Source organism: Sandaracinobacter sp. (assembly GCF_041909755.1).
Lineage (GTDB): Bacteria > Pseudomonadota > Alphaproteobacteria > Sphingomonadales > Sphingomonadaceae > Sandaracinobacteroides.
The window spans coordinates 1-15,506 of sequence record NZ_JAYRCW010000064.1; the positions used below are offsets into that span (position 1 = coordinate 1).

The following is a 15,506-nucleotide window of genomic DNA, read 5'->3' on the forward strand; positions in this document are numbered from 1 at the left end:
CGCGCCGCGCTGGACCTGCTTTACGAATTGAAGGGGCTGGCGGATGATTGAGGCGATGCGCGCGCTGGTTCCTGCCCTGCTGTTGAGCCTTTCAGGCCCGCTTTCTGCCCAGGAGGCGGTTCCCGCGCCGGCGGCCGGCGCCGTGCAGCAGGCCGCGCCGCAACCCCAGCCCGTCGTTGCGCCTGCCCCGGCACCGCTGCCATGGACGGCGGCGACCGCGCGCGAGACGCTGGCCGAGGTTCAGGCGGCATCGAAAGAGGGGCTGAACCCGGCCGATTATGCCCCCGCCGCGCTGGAAGCCGCGCTGGCGTCAGGCGACGAGGCGGCCATTGCGGTGGCCGCCGAGGCGAGCTGGATGGCGCTGGCGAAGGACTATGCCGCCGGGCGGACCCCGATCGAGGCCCGGATCGGCTGGAAATCGCCGCCGCCCCGCTCTGACGTGGAGTGGCTGCGCGCGAAGCTGGCCGACGGACTTGCGGCGGGAACGGCGGGAGAGACGCTGCGCGGGCTGCTGCCGGCGCATCCGCATTACCGGGTGCTTCGGGCGGCCCTTCCGGCGGCGACGGCACCCGCAGACAGCGCCCGCATCCGCGCCAACATGGACCGCTGGCGCTGGATGCCGCGCCAGATGGGGGAGCGGCACCTGTTCGCCAATGTGCCGGGCTATACCGTCGATCTGGTCGATGGGGGTGTTCCCGTCGCCCGTCACAAGATCATCGTGGGGGCGCGCAAGACGCCGACGCCGCAATTTTCCGCCGTGGCGACGGCCATCACCATCAATCCGCCCTGGCTGCTGCCCAAGAGCATCGTCGACGAATCGGTCGGCGCCCTCATCCGGCGCAGCCCGTCTGCCGCCCGGGCGCGCGGCTATCGCTGGACGGCGACGGCGGATGGCCTGCAGGTGATGCAGATGCCGGGCAACCGCAATTCGCTGGGCACGCTGAAGATCGAGATGCCCAACCCCTATGCGATCTTCTTCCACGACACGCCCGCCAAACATCTGTTCAACGGGCAGGATCTGGCGCTCTCGCACGGGTGCATGCGCACCCAGGGCATCCTGGGCCTTGCGCTGCGGCTGCTGGAGGAGGTGCCCGAGTGGGACGCCGCACGCATCGACGCGACCGCAGCCACGAATGTCACCACCGGCATCGACCTGCCGCAGCAGGTGCCGGTGCATGTGGGCTATTTCACGGTCGTTCCGGCGAAAGGGGGAACGGTGCAGGTGCTGCCGGACGTCTATGGCCGGGACGCCGCAGTGATCGAGGCGCTGTCGCGCCGCTGACTTCAGGCGTCGATGCCGAAGCGGCCGGCGTAGAGCAGGCGTCCCGGCCCCAGCCGGGCCAGGATCTCGTCGAGGCTGCCATTGGTTTCGTCGAAGGCGAAGCAGCCTTCCGAGCGGCCGATCTTGCCGTGCTGGCGGGCCATCGCATCCGAGACATACCAGGCGCCGTGGATCACGATGGCGCGCGGTTCGGCGTTGTTGTTGGTGGCATCCAGACCGATCAGCCGCTGGGACCGGCCATGTTTGCCGATGTAATAATCGCCGGTGGCATAGCCGCCGGGCGACGAGGCGTTGGAGCCGAACTCGTTGGAGAAGCGTTCGACCCAGCCGCTGTGGGCCGGATCGGAGCCGCGGCCATGGCTGACGAGGTGGCTGCTGGTGCGGCCCCCGGCGAGATCGACGATGTGGAAGCGCCGGGCGTGCGAGGGCGAGGCGAAATCCGCGATGCCCACCACATCCCGGTGGCGGATGGCGGCGCCGTGCCTGAGCAGCCCCTCGCGCGCGATGTCGGCGGCGCTGCGCCCGGCGGCGAGGGAGGGGGCCGCACCAAATGCGGCTGCGGCAGGGGCCGCACCAAGTGCGGCTGCGGCGCCGATCAGCGCTCGGCGAGACAGGGAGAAGGGGCGACCGTTCATTGGGTGCCAGACTAACGGGCGGCCGGGGGCGCTGATCAAGCGACTATCGGCAGGGCGTTTGCCAGCTTCGGCGGATCGTTCGATCTTGCCGCTTTTCGCAGGCTGCGCCGGCGCCGGGGCGGGCTAGGCAGGGGCTTTCCGCAGGAGCCCCCGATGCGCGCCATCATTGCCGAGACACTGGAATCCCTCGACAGCTATGCCGAGCGGGAGGCCCCGGTTCCGGAGATCGGGCCGGGTGGCGTGCGGATCCGGGTGGCGGCCTGCGGTGTCGGCTATGTCGATTCGCTGGTGGCGCTGGGCCGTTACCAGGTGAAGCCGCCGCTGCCGCATGTGCCGGGGCAGGAAGTGGCAGGCGTGGTGGACGCCGTGGGTGCGGAGGTGACCGGGCTGGCCGTGGGCCAGCGGGTGGTGGCGATGGCTGCGCGCGGCTTTGCCGAACTGGCGGCCGCGCCGGCCGCGCTGACCTGGCCGATCCCGGATGCGCTGCCCTTTGCCGAGGCGGCGAGCCTGCCGCTGAATTACCTGACGGCGCTGCACGGGCTTGCGGATCGCGGCCGGCTGGCGGCGGGGGAGACGCTGCTGGTTCTGGGGGCGGCCGGCGGCGTGGGCTCTGCCGCGGTGCAGTTGGGGAAGGCGCTGGGCGCGCGCGTGGTGGCCGCGGCCTCCACCGACGCGAAACGGGCCTTCGCGCAGGCGCAGGGCGCGGACGCCGTGCTGGATACAGAGGTGGACGGCTGGCGCGACAGGCTGAAGGCGGCCTGCGGCGGCCGGGGACCGGACGTGGTGTTCGATCCGGTGTGCGGGCCGCTGTTCGAACCGGCGTTCCGATCGTTGCACTGGCGGGGGCGGCATCTGGTGGTGGGATTCGTGGGCGGGCCGATCCCCGCGCTGCCCGCCAACCTGACGCTGATGAAGGGCGCCGCACTGGTGGGTGTGGATATCCGCCAGCACATGCTGTTCGACGGGGCCGAGGTGCCGGGGCAGATGGCGCTGCTGCTGGGCTGGGCGGCAGACGGGCGGATCCGCCCGGCCGTCGGGGCGAAGTTCGCCTTTTCCGGGTTCGGCGCGGCCCTGAATGCGGCGATTTCCGGCAAGGGGCTGGGCAAGGTGGTGCTGGAGGTGGACGCCGGGCTTGCCTGACCAGCGTGCGGCCTGTAGGGCCGGGCTTCCCGTTGGGGAGTAGCATCCGGCGCAAAAGCCGGGGTGGCGTCAACAGGCTCGCGGCCGGGTTCTCCCGCCCCGCGTGGCGCCATCGGCAGGGCGGTTTCCGCCCCGCGTTGCGAGACCAGCGCGATCCACCGCCGCACCGGGCGGGGTGGATCGCGTGTCTCGCCCGCCCCGGAGGAGCCTGCCATGACCCCGCTTGCCATCCTGATCCTGTCGCTCAGCATGTCCACCGATGCCTTTGCCGCCGCCGTGGCGCGGGGCGCGGCGCACCGGCCCGCCTGGCCGGTGGCGCTGAAATGGGGGCTGGTGTTCGGCCTGGTGGAAGCGGCCACCCCGCTCATCGGCTATGGCCTGGGCCTGCTGGCGGCGGATTATGTGGAGGCGGTGGACCACTGGATCGCCTTTGCCCTGCTGGGGCTGGTGGGCGGTCACATGATCCGCGAATCCTTCGAGGCGCCGGCAGTTGACGAGGGCGAAGAAGCGCCGCGCCGGGCAGGCCCCCTGGGGCTGGTGCTGACAGCGATCGGCACCAGCATCGATGCGGCGGCGGTCGGCGTGGGGCTGGCCTTCATCGGCGTGAACATCTGGATCGTCGCGGCGTCGATCGGGGTTTCCACCTTCGTGCTGACCAGCATCGGCTTCCGGATCGGCGGCGCGGTGGGCGCGCGCTTCGGGAAGCGCGCCGAACGGCTGGGCGGGATCGCGCTGATCGGGATCGGCACGCTGATCCTGGCCGATCACATGGGCTGGATGGCCTGAAGGGGCGCCACTGGCCTGACGTGCATTGGAATGCAGCGAACGACTTTACAATTTTGCAATGCACGGTCTTATTTCAACAGCCGTGCCAAGTAACGGCCTCTGGAGGGAGGACTGACATGAGGGTTCGCATCGAGGCGCTGATTGTCGGCGCAATGGCGCTGAGCGCCTGCGCCACGATCGGGGGGCCGGGATCAAGCACCTATTTTGATTGCGGCCAGGGCACGCGGCTCAAGGTGGACAGTCTCCCCGGCGGAGCGGTTCAGGTGCAGATGAACGGTGACAAGCCGATTGTGCTGCCCAGGGAAAAATCCGCGTCCGGCGCAAAGTACAGCAACGGCCAGCATGTCTTCTGGAGCAAGGGCGACGAGGCCAGCTGGACCGTGGGGCGGATGGTGCCGATGCAATGCCGACAGGTGGCCGTGCCCCGATAGACGCTCTTGCGTCGATCTGTGGGTTTTCGCCATTCAGGTAAACTGGAGGGAAAATGGTGCCCAGGGACGGGATCGAACCGCCGACACTGCGATTTTCAATCGCATGCTCTACCAACTGAGCTACCTAGGCACGGGAGGCGCGCTATAGGCGCAACTTCGCGGCTCGGTCAACCGGCTTCTCAACCGGGTTCGTCATCCTCGCCGATCGGGCGGCCGGGCACGACATAGCGTTCGTCCAGCCAGGCGATCAGGTCGCGGTTGCGGCAGGCTTCGGAACAGAATGGCGCGTGCTTCGGAACCGCAGGCTTTCGGCAGACGGGGCAGCGCAGTTCAGGCTTCGGCATCCGGCGCTCCTGTCAGCATTTCCACCGTTCGATGCGTGCGGTCGCCCAGCGCCTCCAGCAGGTGCGGCCGCGATTCCAGCCAGCGCCGGACGGCGGGGCGGGGGGCAAGGCGCAGGGGGCCGGTGTTGCCATCGGCCAGCGCGGATTCGAGAAGGTCGATCGCCTCCGTGCCTGCCCGGTCGAGCTGGGCGCGTTCCAGGATCGAGGGGCCGGGGCGCGGCCGCACCACCTGCATCAGCCCGAAGCCGTTGATCGCCGTGCGCTCGAACGGCAGCTTGCCCATCGCGGCATCGAAGGCCTCTGCCGCCTGCGTGCGCTGATCGCGATCCGCCGTGGGCAAATCCACGACGATGCTGCCGCCCAGCCCCCACAGGCGGATGGCGCGGGCCAGCGTGCGCAGCGCCGGGCCGGCCAGCGCCAGGCCATGGCCGTCCACATCGACGGCGAGGAAGGCCGGGGTCGGCGCCAGCACCAGCGCGCCCGATTCGAAGGGCAGGCGTCCCAGCCGGGCGGCATCGAAGGCGTCGTCCCACTGCTCCGCCACCTCGGCGGGCCAGCCGGGCTTCAGCACATGGCCGCGCGCGTGCATCTGCGATTCGAGGCTGGGGGACGGCCAAGGCGCCAGCGTGGTGGGCCGCGCCTTCGCCAGCCTGTCCCGGCCGCGCTCGCGCCAGGCCGCGCGCGTGACCTCCACGATGACGGTCTGGCCCTCCGTCGCGCCTGCGGGCCATGGCTCCACCAGCAGCTCTTCGCCATCGGCCTGGGCGATGCCGCGCTGCCCCAGCTTTGCAGACAGACGGGCGGGCAGGCGCGCGCCGGCCGCAAGCCCGTCGCCATCGCGGGCGAGGTGCATTTCCACCAGCCGGAAATTCTCGACCACGGCGGCCCGGGTTTCGCCGATGCGATGCTGAAGGAAAACGTCAGCCATTCAGCCCCGCCGTGCGCAGCATGGCGCGGGCATCGGCCAGCGGCAGGCCCATGATGCCGGAAAAGCTGCCCTCCATCCATTGCACATGCGCTTCGAACCGGCCCTGGATGGCATAGCCGCCCGCCTTGCCGTTCCATTCGCCGCTGGCGATGTAGGCATCCACGTCCGCCGGCTCCAGCCGGGCGACACGCACGGTGGAGCGGTTGAGGCGGTGGCGGGCGACGCCGCGCGCGTCCACGACCGTCAGCGCCGTCAGCACCTGGTGCCGGCGGCCCGACAGCAGCTTCAGGCAGGCGCGCTCCGTTGCCTCGTCCTCGGCCTTGGGCAGGATGCGCAGCCCGGCCGCGACCAGCGTGTCTGCCGCCAGAACCACCGCGCCGGGGTGCCGCGCGGCCACGGCGGCCGCCTTTTCCGCCGCCAGCCGCGCCACATGCGGGGCGGGGCGCTCGGCCTTCAGCGGGGTTTCGTCGATGTCGGCCGGGTCCACGGCGTCTGGCGACAGGCCCAGCCGTCCCAGCAGCTCCAGCCGCCGGGGCGAGGCGGAGGCGAGGATGAAGCGGGGCGCGCTCACAGCCAGGCCACCGCGCTGCCGTGGGGGTGGGCGCGGCCCAGCAGCCTGTCCTCGCTGCCCTGCCCGCGCCACATCGTCAGCCGCAGCGTCGGCGGTTCGCCGGCGCCGGGAAGGTCATGCTCCATCCGCACCCAGGCCAGCGGGGCGTCGGCGGTGGCGGCCGAACCCGCACGGTTCATATGTTCGCTGATGCGCTGCTGCGAGCCGGCGCTGAAATATTGCATCGCGATCGAATGGAACACGGTGGTGACCGCGCCGGGCTGCGGCCACACGCGCGCTTCAACGAAATCGGCTGCGTCGCCCGCCGCGATTTCGGGCAGGATCTCGGACACGATCGTCATCGCGGTCGCCATGCGTTCCAGCCGGGTGAACTGGTCGGGCCAGACATAGGCGAGCATGCGCGCGCGTTCGGCCGGGTCCGAAAGGTCGATCGGGTTCAGGTCCACGCCGATCCGGCTGGCGAAACGGATCTGCACGTCGGGCGGGTCGGGCCCGATCCAGTCCGGCTCAAGCGCCAGCAGGCTTTCAGGGTTGCCGGCGCGCACATTGCCCAGCCGGAAGGCGTAATGATCGGGCAGCAGGTTCAGGCCACCGCTGCACCCCAACTCCACCAGCGCGAGTGGAAGGCCTGTTTCCTGAGCCACCGTCAGGAAACAGGGCATCAGCGCGGCGGAGCGGGCGACCTCGTTCGTCTGCGGCGCGACATCCAGCCAGCGGCAGATGGAAGGCGCGGCAAGGACCGGCTCCATCGCGGCCCACAGGGCGTCCGCATCGGGCAAGGGGGCCGGGGGATAGAGCGCGGCAAGCGCAGGCGCCCTGCCGCTGCGGACGCGGGCATGCAGCCCGCCCGCCACACGAAGCGCCAGCATCTCGGCCTCGGCATTGCCGGCCCAGCCGTCCAGCCGCCGGCCCAGCGCCGTTTCGGGGGAAAGCCGTTCCGCCAGCAGGTCGCAGACCAGGGCGTTGAAGGGCGAACCAAGCGCACGGCACCAGCCCGCCTGCCAGCGGGCATGCTGGCGGAATGCGCTGTCGCTCATGCGCCGGTCCTGTGTGCGAACACGCTCACTTGAAGCGGTAGGTGATCCGCCCCTTGGTCAGGTCATACGGCGTGAGTTCCACCAGCACTTCATCGCCTGTCAGCACGCGGATGCGGTTCTTGCGCATCTTGCCGGCGGTGTGGCCGAGGATCTCATGGTCGTTTTCCAGCCGCACCCGGAACATCGCGTTGGGGAGCAGTTCGACGACCGTGCCCCGCATCTCGAGAAGTTCTTCCTTGGGCATGGGTGGTTTGATTGACCTTTCTTCGGGGCGGGAAAGCGGTGCTTCTACCCCGGTTTGCAGTTCGCGCGCCATGCCCCAACGCCGTTCCAGATTCAAGTCCGACAAGCTTTTGTCGGATTTGTGCAATGATTGCAGGGGCTCCTTCGCTAGACGGGCGTCCAACAGGGTCGGACCTGTTGAACGGATAGGCTTGGGGGAGTCTCGCAGTGCTGCGGGCGTTGGTTGTCGGCTTCATCCTGGGATTTGCGCTGGTGGGCGTCGTTCGCCTGTCCGGCATGGGCGATTCCGGGGCGCAGCTGGCATCCACCTCCGGCCTGCGCCCCGGCGCCGCGATAAATCAGGTGGAGATTGCGGGTCGCAAGCCGCCGCGCTGGCTGCGGAGCTGCCGGACCCTGTTCTGAGGGCGCCTGAAGCGCCGGCCTAGGGTCCTAACCCTAGATCCCGAAAATGTCTGCCATGCGATAGCGGCCGGGTTTCCGGCCGGACAGCCAGCGCGCCGCCTTCACCGCCCCGCTCGCGAAGATGTCGCGGCTTTCGGCGACATGCGACAGGGTGATGCGTTCGCCCTCGCCCGCCAGCAGCACATGATGATCGCCCGCGGCAGACCCGCCCCGCAGCGAGGCGAAGCCGATCCCGCCGGCGCGGCGCGCGCCGGGGCTGGATTCGTGCGGGGGCAGGCGCAACGTTTCGAGCGGGGCGCCCCGGCCCTTCGCCGCCGCCTCGCCCAGGAACAGGGCCGTGCCCGACGGCGCATCCACCTTGTGCCGGTGGTGCAGTTCCGAAATCTCGATATCCCAGCCGGTGTCCAGCGCGCGGGCGGCCTGTTCCACCAGAGCCGCAAGCAGCGAGACGCCAAGCGCGGTGTTGGCAGCCTGCAGCACCGGGATGGTGCGCGCGGCCGCATCGATGGCGGCATGGTGGTGCGGTTCCAGCCCGGTGGTGCCGATCAGGATCGCGGCCTTGCCGTCCTGGGCGGCGCGCAGATGTTCGTCGAGCGCGGCGGGCGTGGTGAAATCGATGAGCACATCGGCCTTGTGCGCCACGGGCGCGGCGTTGGCGCAGATCACCAGCCCCTCGCCGATGATGTTGCCGCACATGGGGTGGCCCGGCCGTTCCACGCCGCCGGCAAGCCAGCAGTCGGGCGCGGCCTGCACTTCCGCGATGATGGCCTGGCCCATGCGGCCGCCGGCCCCGAGAACCCCGATCTTGATCATGGTGACGCACACTCCTCGGCCCGCAGTAGCGCAAATGCGGGGGTCGTTGGCAAGTGCGCAGCGATGGTGCTTGCCGACCGGCCCGCTTCCATGTTCAACAGGCGGCCATGCAGATGAAATCCCTTGCCCGCGCGGGCGGACGCGCCGCGCTGATCGCCCTTCTTCTTTCAACCCCCGCCTTCGCGGCCGAACGCTTCGCGGTGCTGATCAGCGGCCGGAACGTCGGCAGCCTCGTCACCGACGAGTCGGGCGGGGCGACGAAGATCGTGTTCGATTTCAAGAACAACGGGCGGGGCCCCACGATCGAGGAGCATCTGGCGCTGGACGGCGCAGGCATCCCGACCCGCTGGACCGTGACCGGCAGCACCACCTTCGGCAGCAAGGTGGACGAGCGCTTCAGCCGCACCGGCGACAAGGCCGAGTGGGTCGATGCGACGGGGCCGGGTTCGGCGACGGTGACGGGCCCGGCGCTGTATGTGGCGCAGAACGGCAGCCCCTATGGCATCGGCGTCTATGCCCGCGCCCTGCTGAAGGCGGGCGGCAAGCTGCCCGCGCTGCCGGGCGGGGAGCTGCGGCTAGAACCGCTGGGCGATGTGCAGGCCAACGGGCCTTCGGGGCCGGTGACGTTGACGGCGCATGCGCTCGTCGGCCTCGATCTTGATCCCACGACGCTGTTCCTCGGGCCGGACCGCACGCTTGTGGGCGTCGCCTCCCCCGAATTCGCCATGCTGCGGGAAGGTTATGAGACAGAGGATCAGAAGCTGCGCGACCTTGTGGCGGGGTGGGACACGAAGCGCCTGACCGACGCGCAGAAGGCGCTGGCGAGGAAGGCGCCGACGGCGCTCAGGATCGCCAATGTCCGCATCTTCGATCCGGAGCGGCTGGCGCTGTCGGCGCCTGCATCGGTGCTGGTGAAGGGCAACCGCATCGTCAGCATCGACGCGCCGGGGGCGACTGCCGCCGGCGAGACGGTCGTGGACGGCAAGGGCGGCACGCTGCTGGCGGGCTTCAACGAAATGCACGGGCACCTGGGGCAGGCAGACGCGCTGCTGAACCTGGTGGCGGGCATCACCACCGTGCGCGACATGGGCAATGACGACGCCGTTCTGGACCGGCTGGTGCAGCGGATGGATTCGGGCGAACTGGCCGGCCCGCGCGTGGTGCGGTCGGGCTTCATCGAGGGCAAGAGCAAGACCAACGCGCAGGGCGGCGTGGTGGTGGACAACCAGGCCGATGCGGTGAAGGCGGTTCAGGATGCCGCGAAGCGCGGCGTGTTCCAGATCAAGGTCTATAACAGCATCAACCCCGAATGGGTGCCGGCCATGATCGCGGAGGCGCACAAGTCCGGGCTGCGGGTGGCGGGCCATATCCCGGCCTTCACCACCACCGACGCGATGCTGGAAGCCGGCTATGACGAGATCACCCATTCCAACCAGCTGATGCTGAACTGGGTGCTGAAGCCCGGCGACGACACCCGCACGCTGCTGCGGATCACGGCGCTGAAGCGGTTCGACGGCTTCGACCTTTCGCAGCCCGCACCACGCAAGACGCTGGAGCTGATGCGCAGCAAGGACGCCGCGCATGACCCGACGCTGGTGATCATGGAGCATGCGACGCTGGGCCGGAAAGGCGCATTCTCGCCCGGCACAGCGGATTGGGCGCCCCATCTGCCCATCGGGCTGCAGCGGCAGCTGAAGCAGCCGATGCTGGACATTTCCACGCCCGAGGATGACGCCGCCTATCGCGGCGCGTTCGACACCACGCTGGAAGTGATGCGGCAGCTGAACCGGCAGGGCACGCTGATCCTGCCCGGCACCGACATGGGCGGCAGCTTCTGGTATCACCGCGAGCTGGAGCTCTATACCAAGACCGGCCTGACCAGCGCGCAGGTGCTGCGCCGGGCCACCTGGGATACCGCGCGCTACATGGGCCGGGGCGACCGCTTCGGCGCGGTGAAACCGGGCCTTGTGGCAGACTTCATGCTGCTGCCCGGCGATCCGGTGAAGGACATCAAGGCGGTGAAGACCATCTCGATGGTGGTGAAGGACGGCACCGTCTATTTCCCGACCGAGGCCTATGCGCGCCTGGGCATCAAGCCGTTCACGACGGCGCCGGCGGTGTCGGGCGCAGCGCTGGTGCCCGCTTTCTGATCGCGGGCGCGCGCTGACCATGCCGCCCCGGCGCATCGTGATCCTGACGGGCGCCGGAGTTTCGGCGGAATCGGGCGTGCCCACCTTCCGTGGCCCGGATGGGTTGTGGGAAGGGCACAGGGTGGAGGATGTGGCGACGCCGCAGGCCTTCCGCCGCGATCCCGTGCTGGTGCAGCGCTTCTATGATGCGCGGCGCGCCGCGCTGGCCGCCGTGCAGCCGAACGCCGCCCACAGGGCGCTGGCGCGGCTGGATGCGCTATGGCCGGGCGAGCTTCTGCTGGTGACGCAGAATGTGGATGATCTGCACGACCGCGCCGGATCGGCGCGGATGCTGCACATGCATGGCGAGCTGAAATCCGCCTGGTGCACCGCCTGCGACCGGCGGCACCCGTGGGAGGGGGGTCTGCTGGACGCGCCGCCCTGCCCGGCCTGCGGGCTTGCCGGCCATCTGCGCCCCGACATCGTGTGGTTCGGGGAAATGCCCTACCATATGGACCGCATCGAAGCGGCGCTGCTGGCGGCCGACCTGTTCGTCTCCATCGGCACGTCGGGGAATGTCTATCCGGCGGCCGGGTTTGTCGATCTGGCCCGCCATGCCGGTGCGCGCTGCATCGAGCTGAACCTCGATCCCTCGATGACGAGCGGGCGCTTCCACGACAGCCGGCTGGGGCCGGCGGGCGCGCTGGTGCCGCAGCTGGTGGACGAACTGCTGGGCTGAGCTATTCGGTACCAGCGCGGGGCCCGCGCTATTCTGCAGCGGCCCGGGCGCCCCGCTCGGCGAGGAAGGCGAACAGGGCGGCCGGATCGACCGGCTTCGGGAACACCCGGATCGAAAGCCGCCGCAGCCGCCAGTCCGTCGGGGCGCGCGGATCGGCCGTGACCATCGCGATCGGAAGGCCGGGGTCACGCCGCCTCAGGCTGCGCGCAAGCGCGAGCCCGTCCGGCCCGTCGCCCAGCTGGAAATCGAGAATGGCGGCGGCGGGGCGGTGCTGCCGCGCCAACGCGAGCGCCTCTGGTGCAGACGCAGCTGCCATCGGCTCGTGCCCCTGCGCGGCGAGGGCGGCGACGATTGCGTCCCTGACGGCGGGGTCGTCGTCGACGCACAGGATGCGCAGCGCATCCGCCGGAAGCCGCGCGGGCGCGGGCAGCGACCGGCTCGCCAGCGGGCCATCGGCCGTCGCCGGAATGTCGATCGCGAAGAGCGATCCTTCCCCCGGCGCAGACTTCAGCGTGACGGGCGCGCCCAGCAGGCGCGCGGTGCGGTCCACGATGGCAAGGCCGAGCCCGACGCCCGGCGAATCGCCGTCCAGCCGCTCGAACTCGCGGAAGATGCGCGCCTGCGCCCCGGGCGCGATGCCGGGGCCGCTGTCTGCCACGGCGAAGCGGATCTGCCCCTGCCGCCGCCGCGCGGTGAAGGCGATGCTGCCGCGCGGGGTATAGCGCACCGCGTTGGACAGGAAGTTGAGCAGGATGGAGCGCAGCAGGTCGCGGTCCGTCTCTACGCTGGCATCGACGCCAAGCGCCTTCAGCCGGAGGCCCTTTTCGGCCGCCAGGGGGGCGAATTCGCGGCCCAGTTCCGCCACCAGCTCCTGCACGGAAAAGCGGGTCGGGCGCGGCTTGATGCCGCCCGCGTCCAGCTTGGACACATCCAGCAGCGCCCGCAGCAGGGCATCCGCCGACGCGATGGACTGCGCCGTCGAATCGAGCAGCGGGCGGGCGGCATCCGGCGTCTGCCGTTCCAGCGCGGAGAGGAACAGCCGGGCGGCGTGCAGCGGTTGCAGCAGATCGTGGCTGGCGGCGGCGAGGAAGCGGGTTTTTTCCCGGGTGGCGGTTTCGGCGGCCGCCTTCGCGTCGGCCAGCGCGGCGTTCGCGGCGGCAAGATCGGCGGTGCGTTCGGCCACCCGCGCTTCCAGCTCCACCTGCTGCGCCTTTTCGGCGGTGATGTCGGTGAAACTCATCACATAGCCGCCGCCGGGCATGGGCGCGCCCACCGTCTTGATCCAGCGGCCAGAGGGGCGGAGACGCTCGAAGCTGTGCGGCAGGCCGCGCGCCAGATGGTACAGGCGGCGTTCCACATGGGCGTCCACCTCGCCCGGCCCGCATTCGCCGCGCTCGGCATTGTAGCGGATGAGATCGGCGACGGGCCGCCCCACCTCCACAAGCCCCGCCGGATAGTCGAACAGGTCCAGATAGCGCTGGTTCCACGCCACCAGCCGAAGCCGCCGGTCGATCACCGACACGCCGGGATCGATCGCCTGCAAGGTCGCTTCCAGCAACTGCCGGGAAAACTGCAGCGACTGGCCGGAGCGGTCGAGCAGCTTCACCACCTCGCCTACGCCCAGGCTGGCGCCCGCCATGGTGGAGGTGACGATGAGCCGGGCAGACGGCGCCCCGATCACGTCCGCGATCATCTGTTCCGCGCGGCGGGCGGCGGGGCCGCTGATCGGGCTGTCCGGCCCGCCGAAGGGGGCGAGCGCGATCTCTGCCTCGCGGTCGCCCGCGAAGCGACCGGCGAGCGCGGTGAGCTCGCCGAGAGTCGTGACATGGCCGAAGCTGGAATCGCGGTAGCTGGGGCCGCTGCGGGCGCGGCCGAAGCGCGCCGCCGCCAGCAGGCCGAGAACATTCGCGCCAAGGCTCCACAAGGTGCCATGGACAAGCGGCGAGCCGAGATCGAAGCCCAGCAGCAGCTGCGGGTTCAGCAGGCCGACGGATGCGGCGTCCAGCGCCTGCACCAGATCGCCCCCCGCGATGGAGGGAAGGAACAGCGTATAGGCCCACAGCGCGATGCCCGCGATCAGCCCGGTGCGGGCGGCGCGCTTGTTTTCGAAGCCGAAGGCGATGGCGCCGATCAGCGCGGGCGCGAACTGCGCCACGCCGGCAAAGGCGATCAGCCCGATTGCGGCCAGCGTGGCGCTGTCATCGATGGCTTCGGCATAGCCCCAGGCGGCCGCCACGATCAGCACGATGATCACCCGCCGCGCCGTCAGCATCAGCCGGCCGAGGTCCGCGCCCTCGCGTAGCTGCGCCCGGATCAGAAGGGGGGCGAGCAGATCGTTGGCGGCCATGGTGGAAAGCGCCAGCGTTTCCGCGATGACCATGCCCGTCGCCGCCGAAAAGCCGCCCAGGAAGGCCAGCAGCACCAGCCCGTTCGCCCCTTCGGACAGCGGCAGCGCCAGCACGAACAGGTCGGGCCGGGTGGTGGGCGGCAGCAGGGCGAGGCCGGCGGCCGCCAGCGGCAGGACCATCAGCGAGATGAGCGCGAGATAGGCGACGAACGGCCAGCGCGCGCGGCGCAGCGCGGCCGGATCGGGCGCCTCCACGAACCCCAGATAGAATTGCCGGGGAAGGCACAGGATGGCGAGCGCGGAGAGCAGGGTGGTGACGAGGAAATCGGGGCCGAAGCTGCCGCCCATCCGGGTTGCGAGCGTTTCGATGCCGGCGCTCGACGCGGGCTCCCGCCAGAGCAGCCAGGCGGCGAACAGGCCCAGCGCCACGAAGGCGACCAGCTTCACCAGGCTTTCGGCGGCGAGCGCGGCGACGACGCCGGGGTTGCGGCCCGTCACCTCGATCCGGCGCGCGCCGAAGCTGATCGAGAAGGCCGCGAGCAGGGCGGCGATCAGGAACGTCAGCTCGGTGGAGCGGCCAAGGCCGGTGACGGCCTCGAAGCTCATCGCGACGGAGCGGAGCTGGAGCGCGATATAGGGGGTGGCCGCCAGCAGCGCGAGCGCCGCCACCAGCGCCGCCAGGCTGCGGCTGCGGCCATAGCGCTGGCCGATGAAGTCGCTGATGGAGGAGGCCCGGCCATCGGCGGTCCGGGCGGCGAGGCGGGAGAGGAAGCCGGGCGCCAGCAGGAAGGCGAGCGCCGGGCCGAGATAGATGGAGAGATAGGGCAGCCCCGATGTCGCGGCCGAGCCGACGCCGCCGAAGAAGGTCCAGCTTGTGCAATAGACGGCCAGGCTGAGAGGGAAGACCCAGGGCTGCAGCCGGTGCGGGATGCCGCGCCGTTCCGTGCGGGCCGCAAGCCAGAACAGCCCCGCGCCATAGAGCAGCACGGCGAAGGCGGGCAGCAGGGTCAGGCCGTCGGGGCCGTCGGGCACTCGGCGCTCTCCATCGGGCCGGAACGTCGGCCACTGTCGGCGTTGAAGGAACGCGCCTTTGCCGGCGCGGTCAAGTCAGGCCGCGCGCGCCTTCGCATGCGCCTGGCTGCCGCGCGTCAGCACCCGGTCTTCGGGCAGGATGGTGTCGATCGCCAGATCGGGCAGCGCTTCCAGTTCGGCATAGAGCGGCGCGAAATCGGTGTTCAGCGTCGTGTCCAGCAGATGTTCGAAGCTGGGGATGGCGAAATAGACCTGCTGGAAATCATCGATCCGGTACTGCGTGCGCATCACCCGCCTCAGATCGAAGCCCAGCCGGTTGGGGCTTGGATCGTCCAGCGCGAAGCGGCTTTCCCCGAAGGATGAGACGATGCCCGCGCCATGGATGCGCAGGCCATCCGCCGTTTCCGTCAGCCCGAACTCGACCGTGTACCAGTAGAGCCGCGCCAGCTTGTGCAGCGCGCCGAAGCGGATGGAACGAAGCCCGCCCTCGCCATAGGCCTGCATGTAATCCGCGAACACCGGGTTCGCGAGCAGCGGCACATGGCCGAACACGTCGTGGAACACGTCCGGCTCTTCCAGATAATCGATCTGGTCGGGCGTGCGCAGGAAATTGCCCGCCACGAAGCGGCGGTTCGCCAGATGCTCGA

Annotated in this window: 16 protein-coding genes and 1 tRNA gene; 7 read left to right on the plus strand and 10 right to left on the minus strand. The window is 70.2% G+C overall.

All coding sequences use genetic code 11. The features are described from left to right. Nucleotides 1-43: 43 nt before the first annotated feature. Nucleotides 44-1,282: a L,D-transpeptidase family protein gene (locus ACE3O8_RS09460; RefSeq protein ID WP_374389119.1), complete on the plus strand. Its 1,239-nt coding sequence runs from the start codon at nucleotides 44-46 to the stop codon at nucleotides 1,280-1,282. Between the two features lie 2 nt (nucleotides 1,283-1,284). On the opposite strand, the gene ACE3O8_RS09465 is transcribed toward ACE3O8_RS09460, so the two are convergent. After that, complete coding sequence (locus ACE3O8_RS09465; RefSeq protein WP_374389121.1) at nucleotides 1,285-1,917, minus strand: murein L,D-transpeptidase catalytic domain family protein; 633 nt, start codon at nucleotides 1,915-1,917, stop codon at nucleotides 1,285-1,287. 153 nt (nucleotides 1,918-2,070) lie between these two features. Between ACE3O8_RS09465 and ACE3O8_RS09470 the strand changes: the two genes are divergently transcribed. The 3 genes from ACE3O8_RS09470 (at nucleotide 2,071) to ACE3O8_RS09480 (ending at nucleotide 4,274) form a co-directional block, all read left to right on the plus strand. After that, a complete protein-coding gene (locus ACE3O8_RS09470) occupies nucleotides 2,071-3,057 on the plus strand; it encodes an NADPH:quinone oxidoreductase family protein (RefSeq protein ID WP_374389123.1) in 987 nt (328 codons plus the stop codon). A gap of 213 nt (nucleotides 3,058-3,270) precedes the next feature. Then, nucleotides 3,271-3,843 (plus strand): manganese efflux pump MntP family protein, encoded by a 573-nt coding sequence (locus tag ACE3O8_RS09475; protein ID WP_374389125.1) that lies wholly within the window; start codon nucleotides 3,271-3,273, stop codon nucleotides 3,841-3,843. 116 nt (nucleotides 3,844-3,959) lie between these two features. After that, nucleotides 3,960-4,274: an MliC family protein gene (locus ACE3O8_RS09480; RefSeq protein ID WP_374389127.1), complete on the plus strand. Its 315-nt coding sequence runs from the start codon at nucleotides 3,960-3,962 to the stop codon at nucleotides 4,272-4,274. A gap of 54 nt (nucleotides 4,275-4,328) precedes the next feature. Here the strand turns inward: ACE3O8_RS09480 and ACE3O8_RS09485 are convergent. From ACE3O8_RS09485 to infA, 6 genes are all read right to left on the minus strand, one after another. Then, nucleotides 4,329-4,404: transfer RNA gene (locus tag ACE3O8_RS09485), tRNA-Phe, on the minus strand. Nucleotides 4,405-4,453: 49 nt separating this feature from the next. After that, nucleotides 4,454-4,618 (minus strand): DNA gyrase inhibitor YacG, encoded by a 165-nt coding sequence (yacG, locus tag ACE3O8_RS09490; protein WP_374389129.1) that lies wholly within the window; start codon nucleotides 4,616-4,618, stop codon nucleotides 4,454-4,456. Then, nucleotides 4,605-5,546, minus strand: coding sequence for a ribonuclease (locus ACE3O8_RS09495; protein ID WP_374389131.1), 942 nt, complete (start codon nucleotides 5,544-5,546; stop codon nucleotides 4,605-4,607). Before ACE3O8_RS09495 ends, yacG begins: the two co-directional genes overlap by 14 nt. Further along, nucleotides 5,539-6,117 carry a nucleoside triphosphate pyrophosphatase gene (locus ACE3O8_RS09500; RefSeq protein WP_374389133.1) on the minus strand — a complete coding sequence of 193 codons (579 nt, stop codon included), beginning with the start codon at nucleotides 6,115-6,117 and terminating at the stop codon, nucleotides 5,539-5,541. Before ACE3O8_RS09500 ends, ACE3O8_RS09495 begins: the two co-directional genes overlap by 8 nt. Then, the gene (locus tag ACE3O8_RS09505; RefSeq protein ID WP_374389135.1) at nucleotides 6,114-7,154 is read right to left on the minus strand and encodes a DUF2332 domain-containing protein; all 1,041 of its coding nucleotides are present in this window, start codon (nucleotides 7,152-7,154) and stop codon (nucleotides 6,114-6,116) included. Before ACE3O8_RS09505 ends, ACE3O8_RS09500 begins: the two co-directional genes overlap by 4 nt. A gap of 25 nt (nucleotides 7,155-7,179) precedes the next feature. Beyond that, nucleotides 7,180-7,398, minus strand: a complete 219-nt coding sequence (gene infA, locus ACE3O8_RS09510; protein ID WP_194744413.1) for a translation initiation factor IF-1 — start codon at nucleotides 7,396-7,398, stop codon at nucleotides 7,180-7,182. Between the two features lie 206 nt (nucleotides 7,399-7,604). Here infA and ACE3O8_RS09515 point away from each other — a divergent pair, with 206 nt between their 5' ends. Further along, complete coding sequence (locus tag ACE3O8_RS09515; protein ID WP_374389138.1) at nucleotides 7,605-7,799, plus strand: hypothetical protein; 195 nt, start codon at nucleotides 7,605-7,607, stop codon at nucleotides 7,797-7,799. 33 nt (nucleotides 7,800-7,832) lie between these two features. Here the strand turns inward: ACE3O8_RS09515 and dapB are convergent, their stop codons facing one another. Beyond that, a complete protein-coding gene (gene dapB, locus ACE3O8_RS09520; RefSeq protein WP_374389140.1) occupies nucleotides 7,833-8,612 on the minus strand; it encodes a 4-hydroxy-tetrahydrodipicolinate reductase in 780 nt (259 codons plus the stop codon). A gap of 107 nt (nucleotides 8,613-8,719) precedes the next feature. Here dapB and ACE3O8_RS09525 point away from each other — a divergent pair, with 107 nt between their 5' ends. Continuing rightward, nucleotides 8,720-10,762 (plus strand): amidohydrolase family protein, encoded by a 2,043-nt coding sequence (locus tag ACE3O8_RS09525; protein WP_374389142.1) that lies wholly within the window; start codon nucleotides 8,720-8,722, stop codon nucleotides 10,760-10,762. A 19-nt stretch (nucleotides 10,763-10,781) separates the two neighbouring features. Then, the gene (locus tag ACE3O8_RS09530; RefSeq protein WP_374389143.1) at nucleotides 10,782-11,480 is read left to right on the plus strand and encodes an NAD-dependent deacylase; all 699 of its coding nucleotides are present in this window, start codon (nucleotides 10,782-10,784) and stop codon (nucleotides 11,478-11,480) included. A gap of 28 nt (nucleotides 11,481-11,508) precedes the next feature. Here the strand turns inward: ACE3O8_RS09530 and ACE3O8_RS09535 are convergent, their stop codons facing one another. Both ACE3O8_RS09535 and ACE3O8_RS09540 read right to left on the minus strand, forming a co-directional pair. Beyond that, the gene (locus ACE3O8_RS09535; protein WP_374389145.1) at nucleotides 11,509-14,859 is read right to left on the minus strand and encodes a PAS-domain containing protein; all 3,351 of its coding nucleotides are present in this window, start codon (nucleotides 14,857-14,859) and stop codon (nucleotides 11,509-11,511) included. 75 nt (nucleotides 14,860-14,934) lie between these two features. Next, nucleotides 14,935-15,506, minus strand: a 572-nt coding sequence (locus tag ACE3O8_RS09540) for a phenylalanine 4-monooxygenase (RefSeq protein WP_374389147.1), incomplete at its 5' end; no start/stop codon positions are given.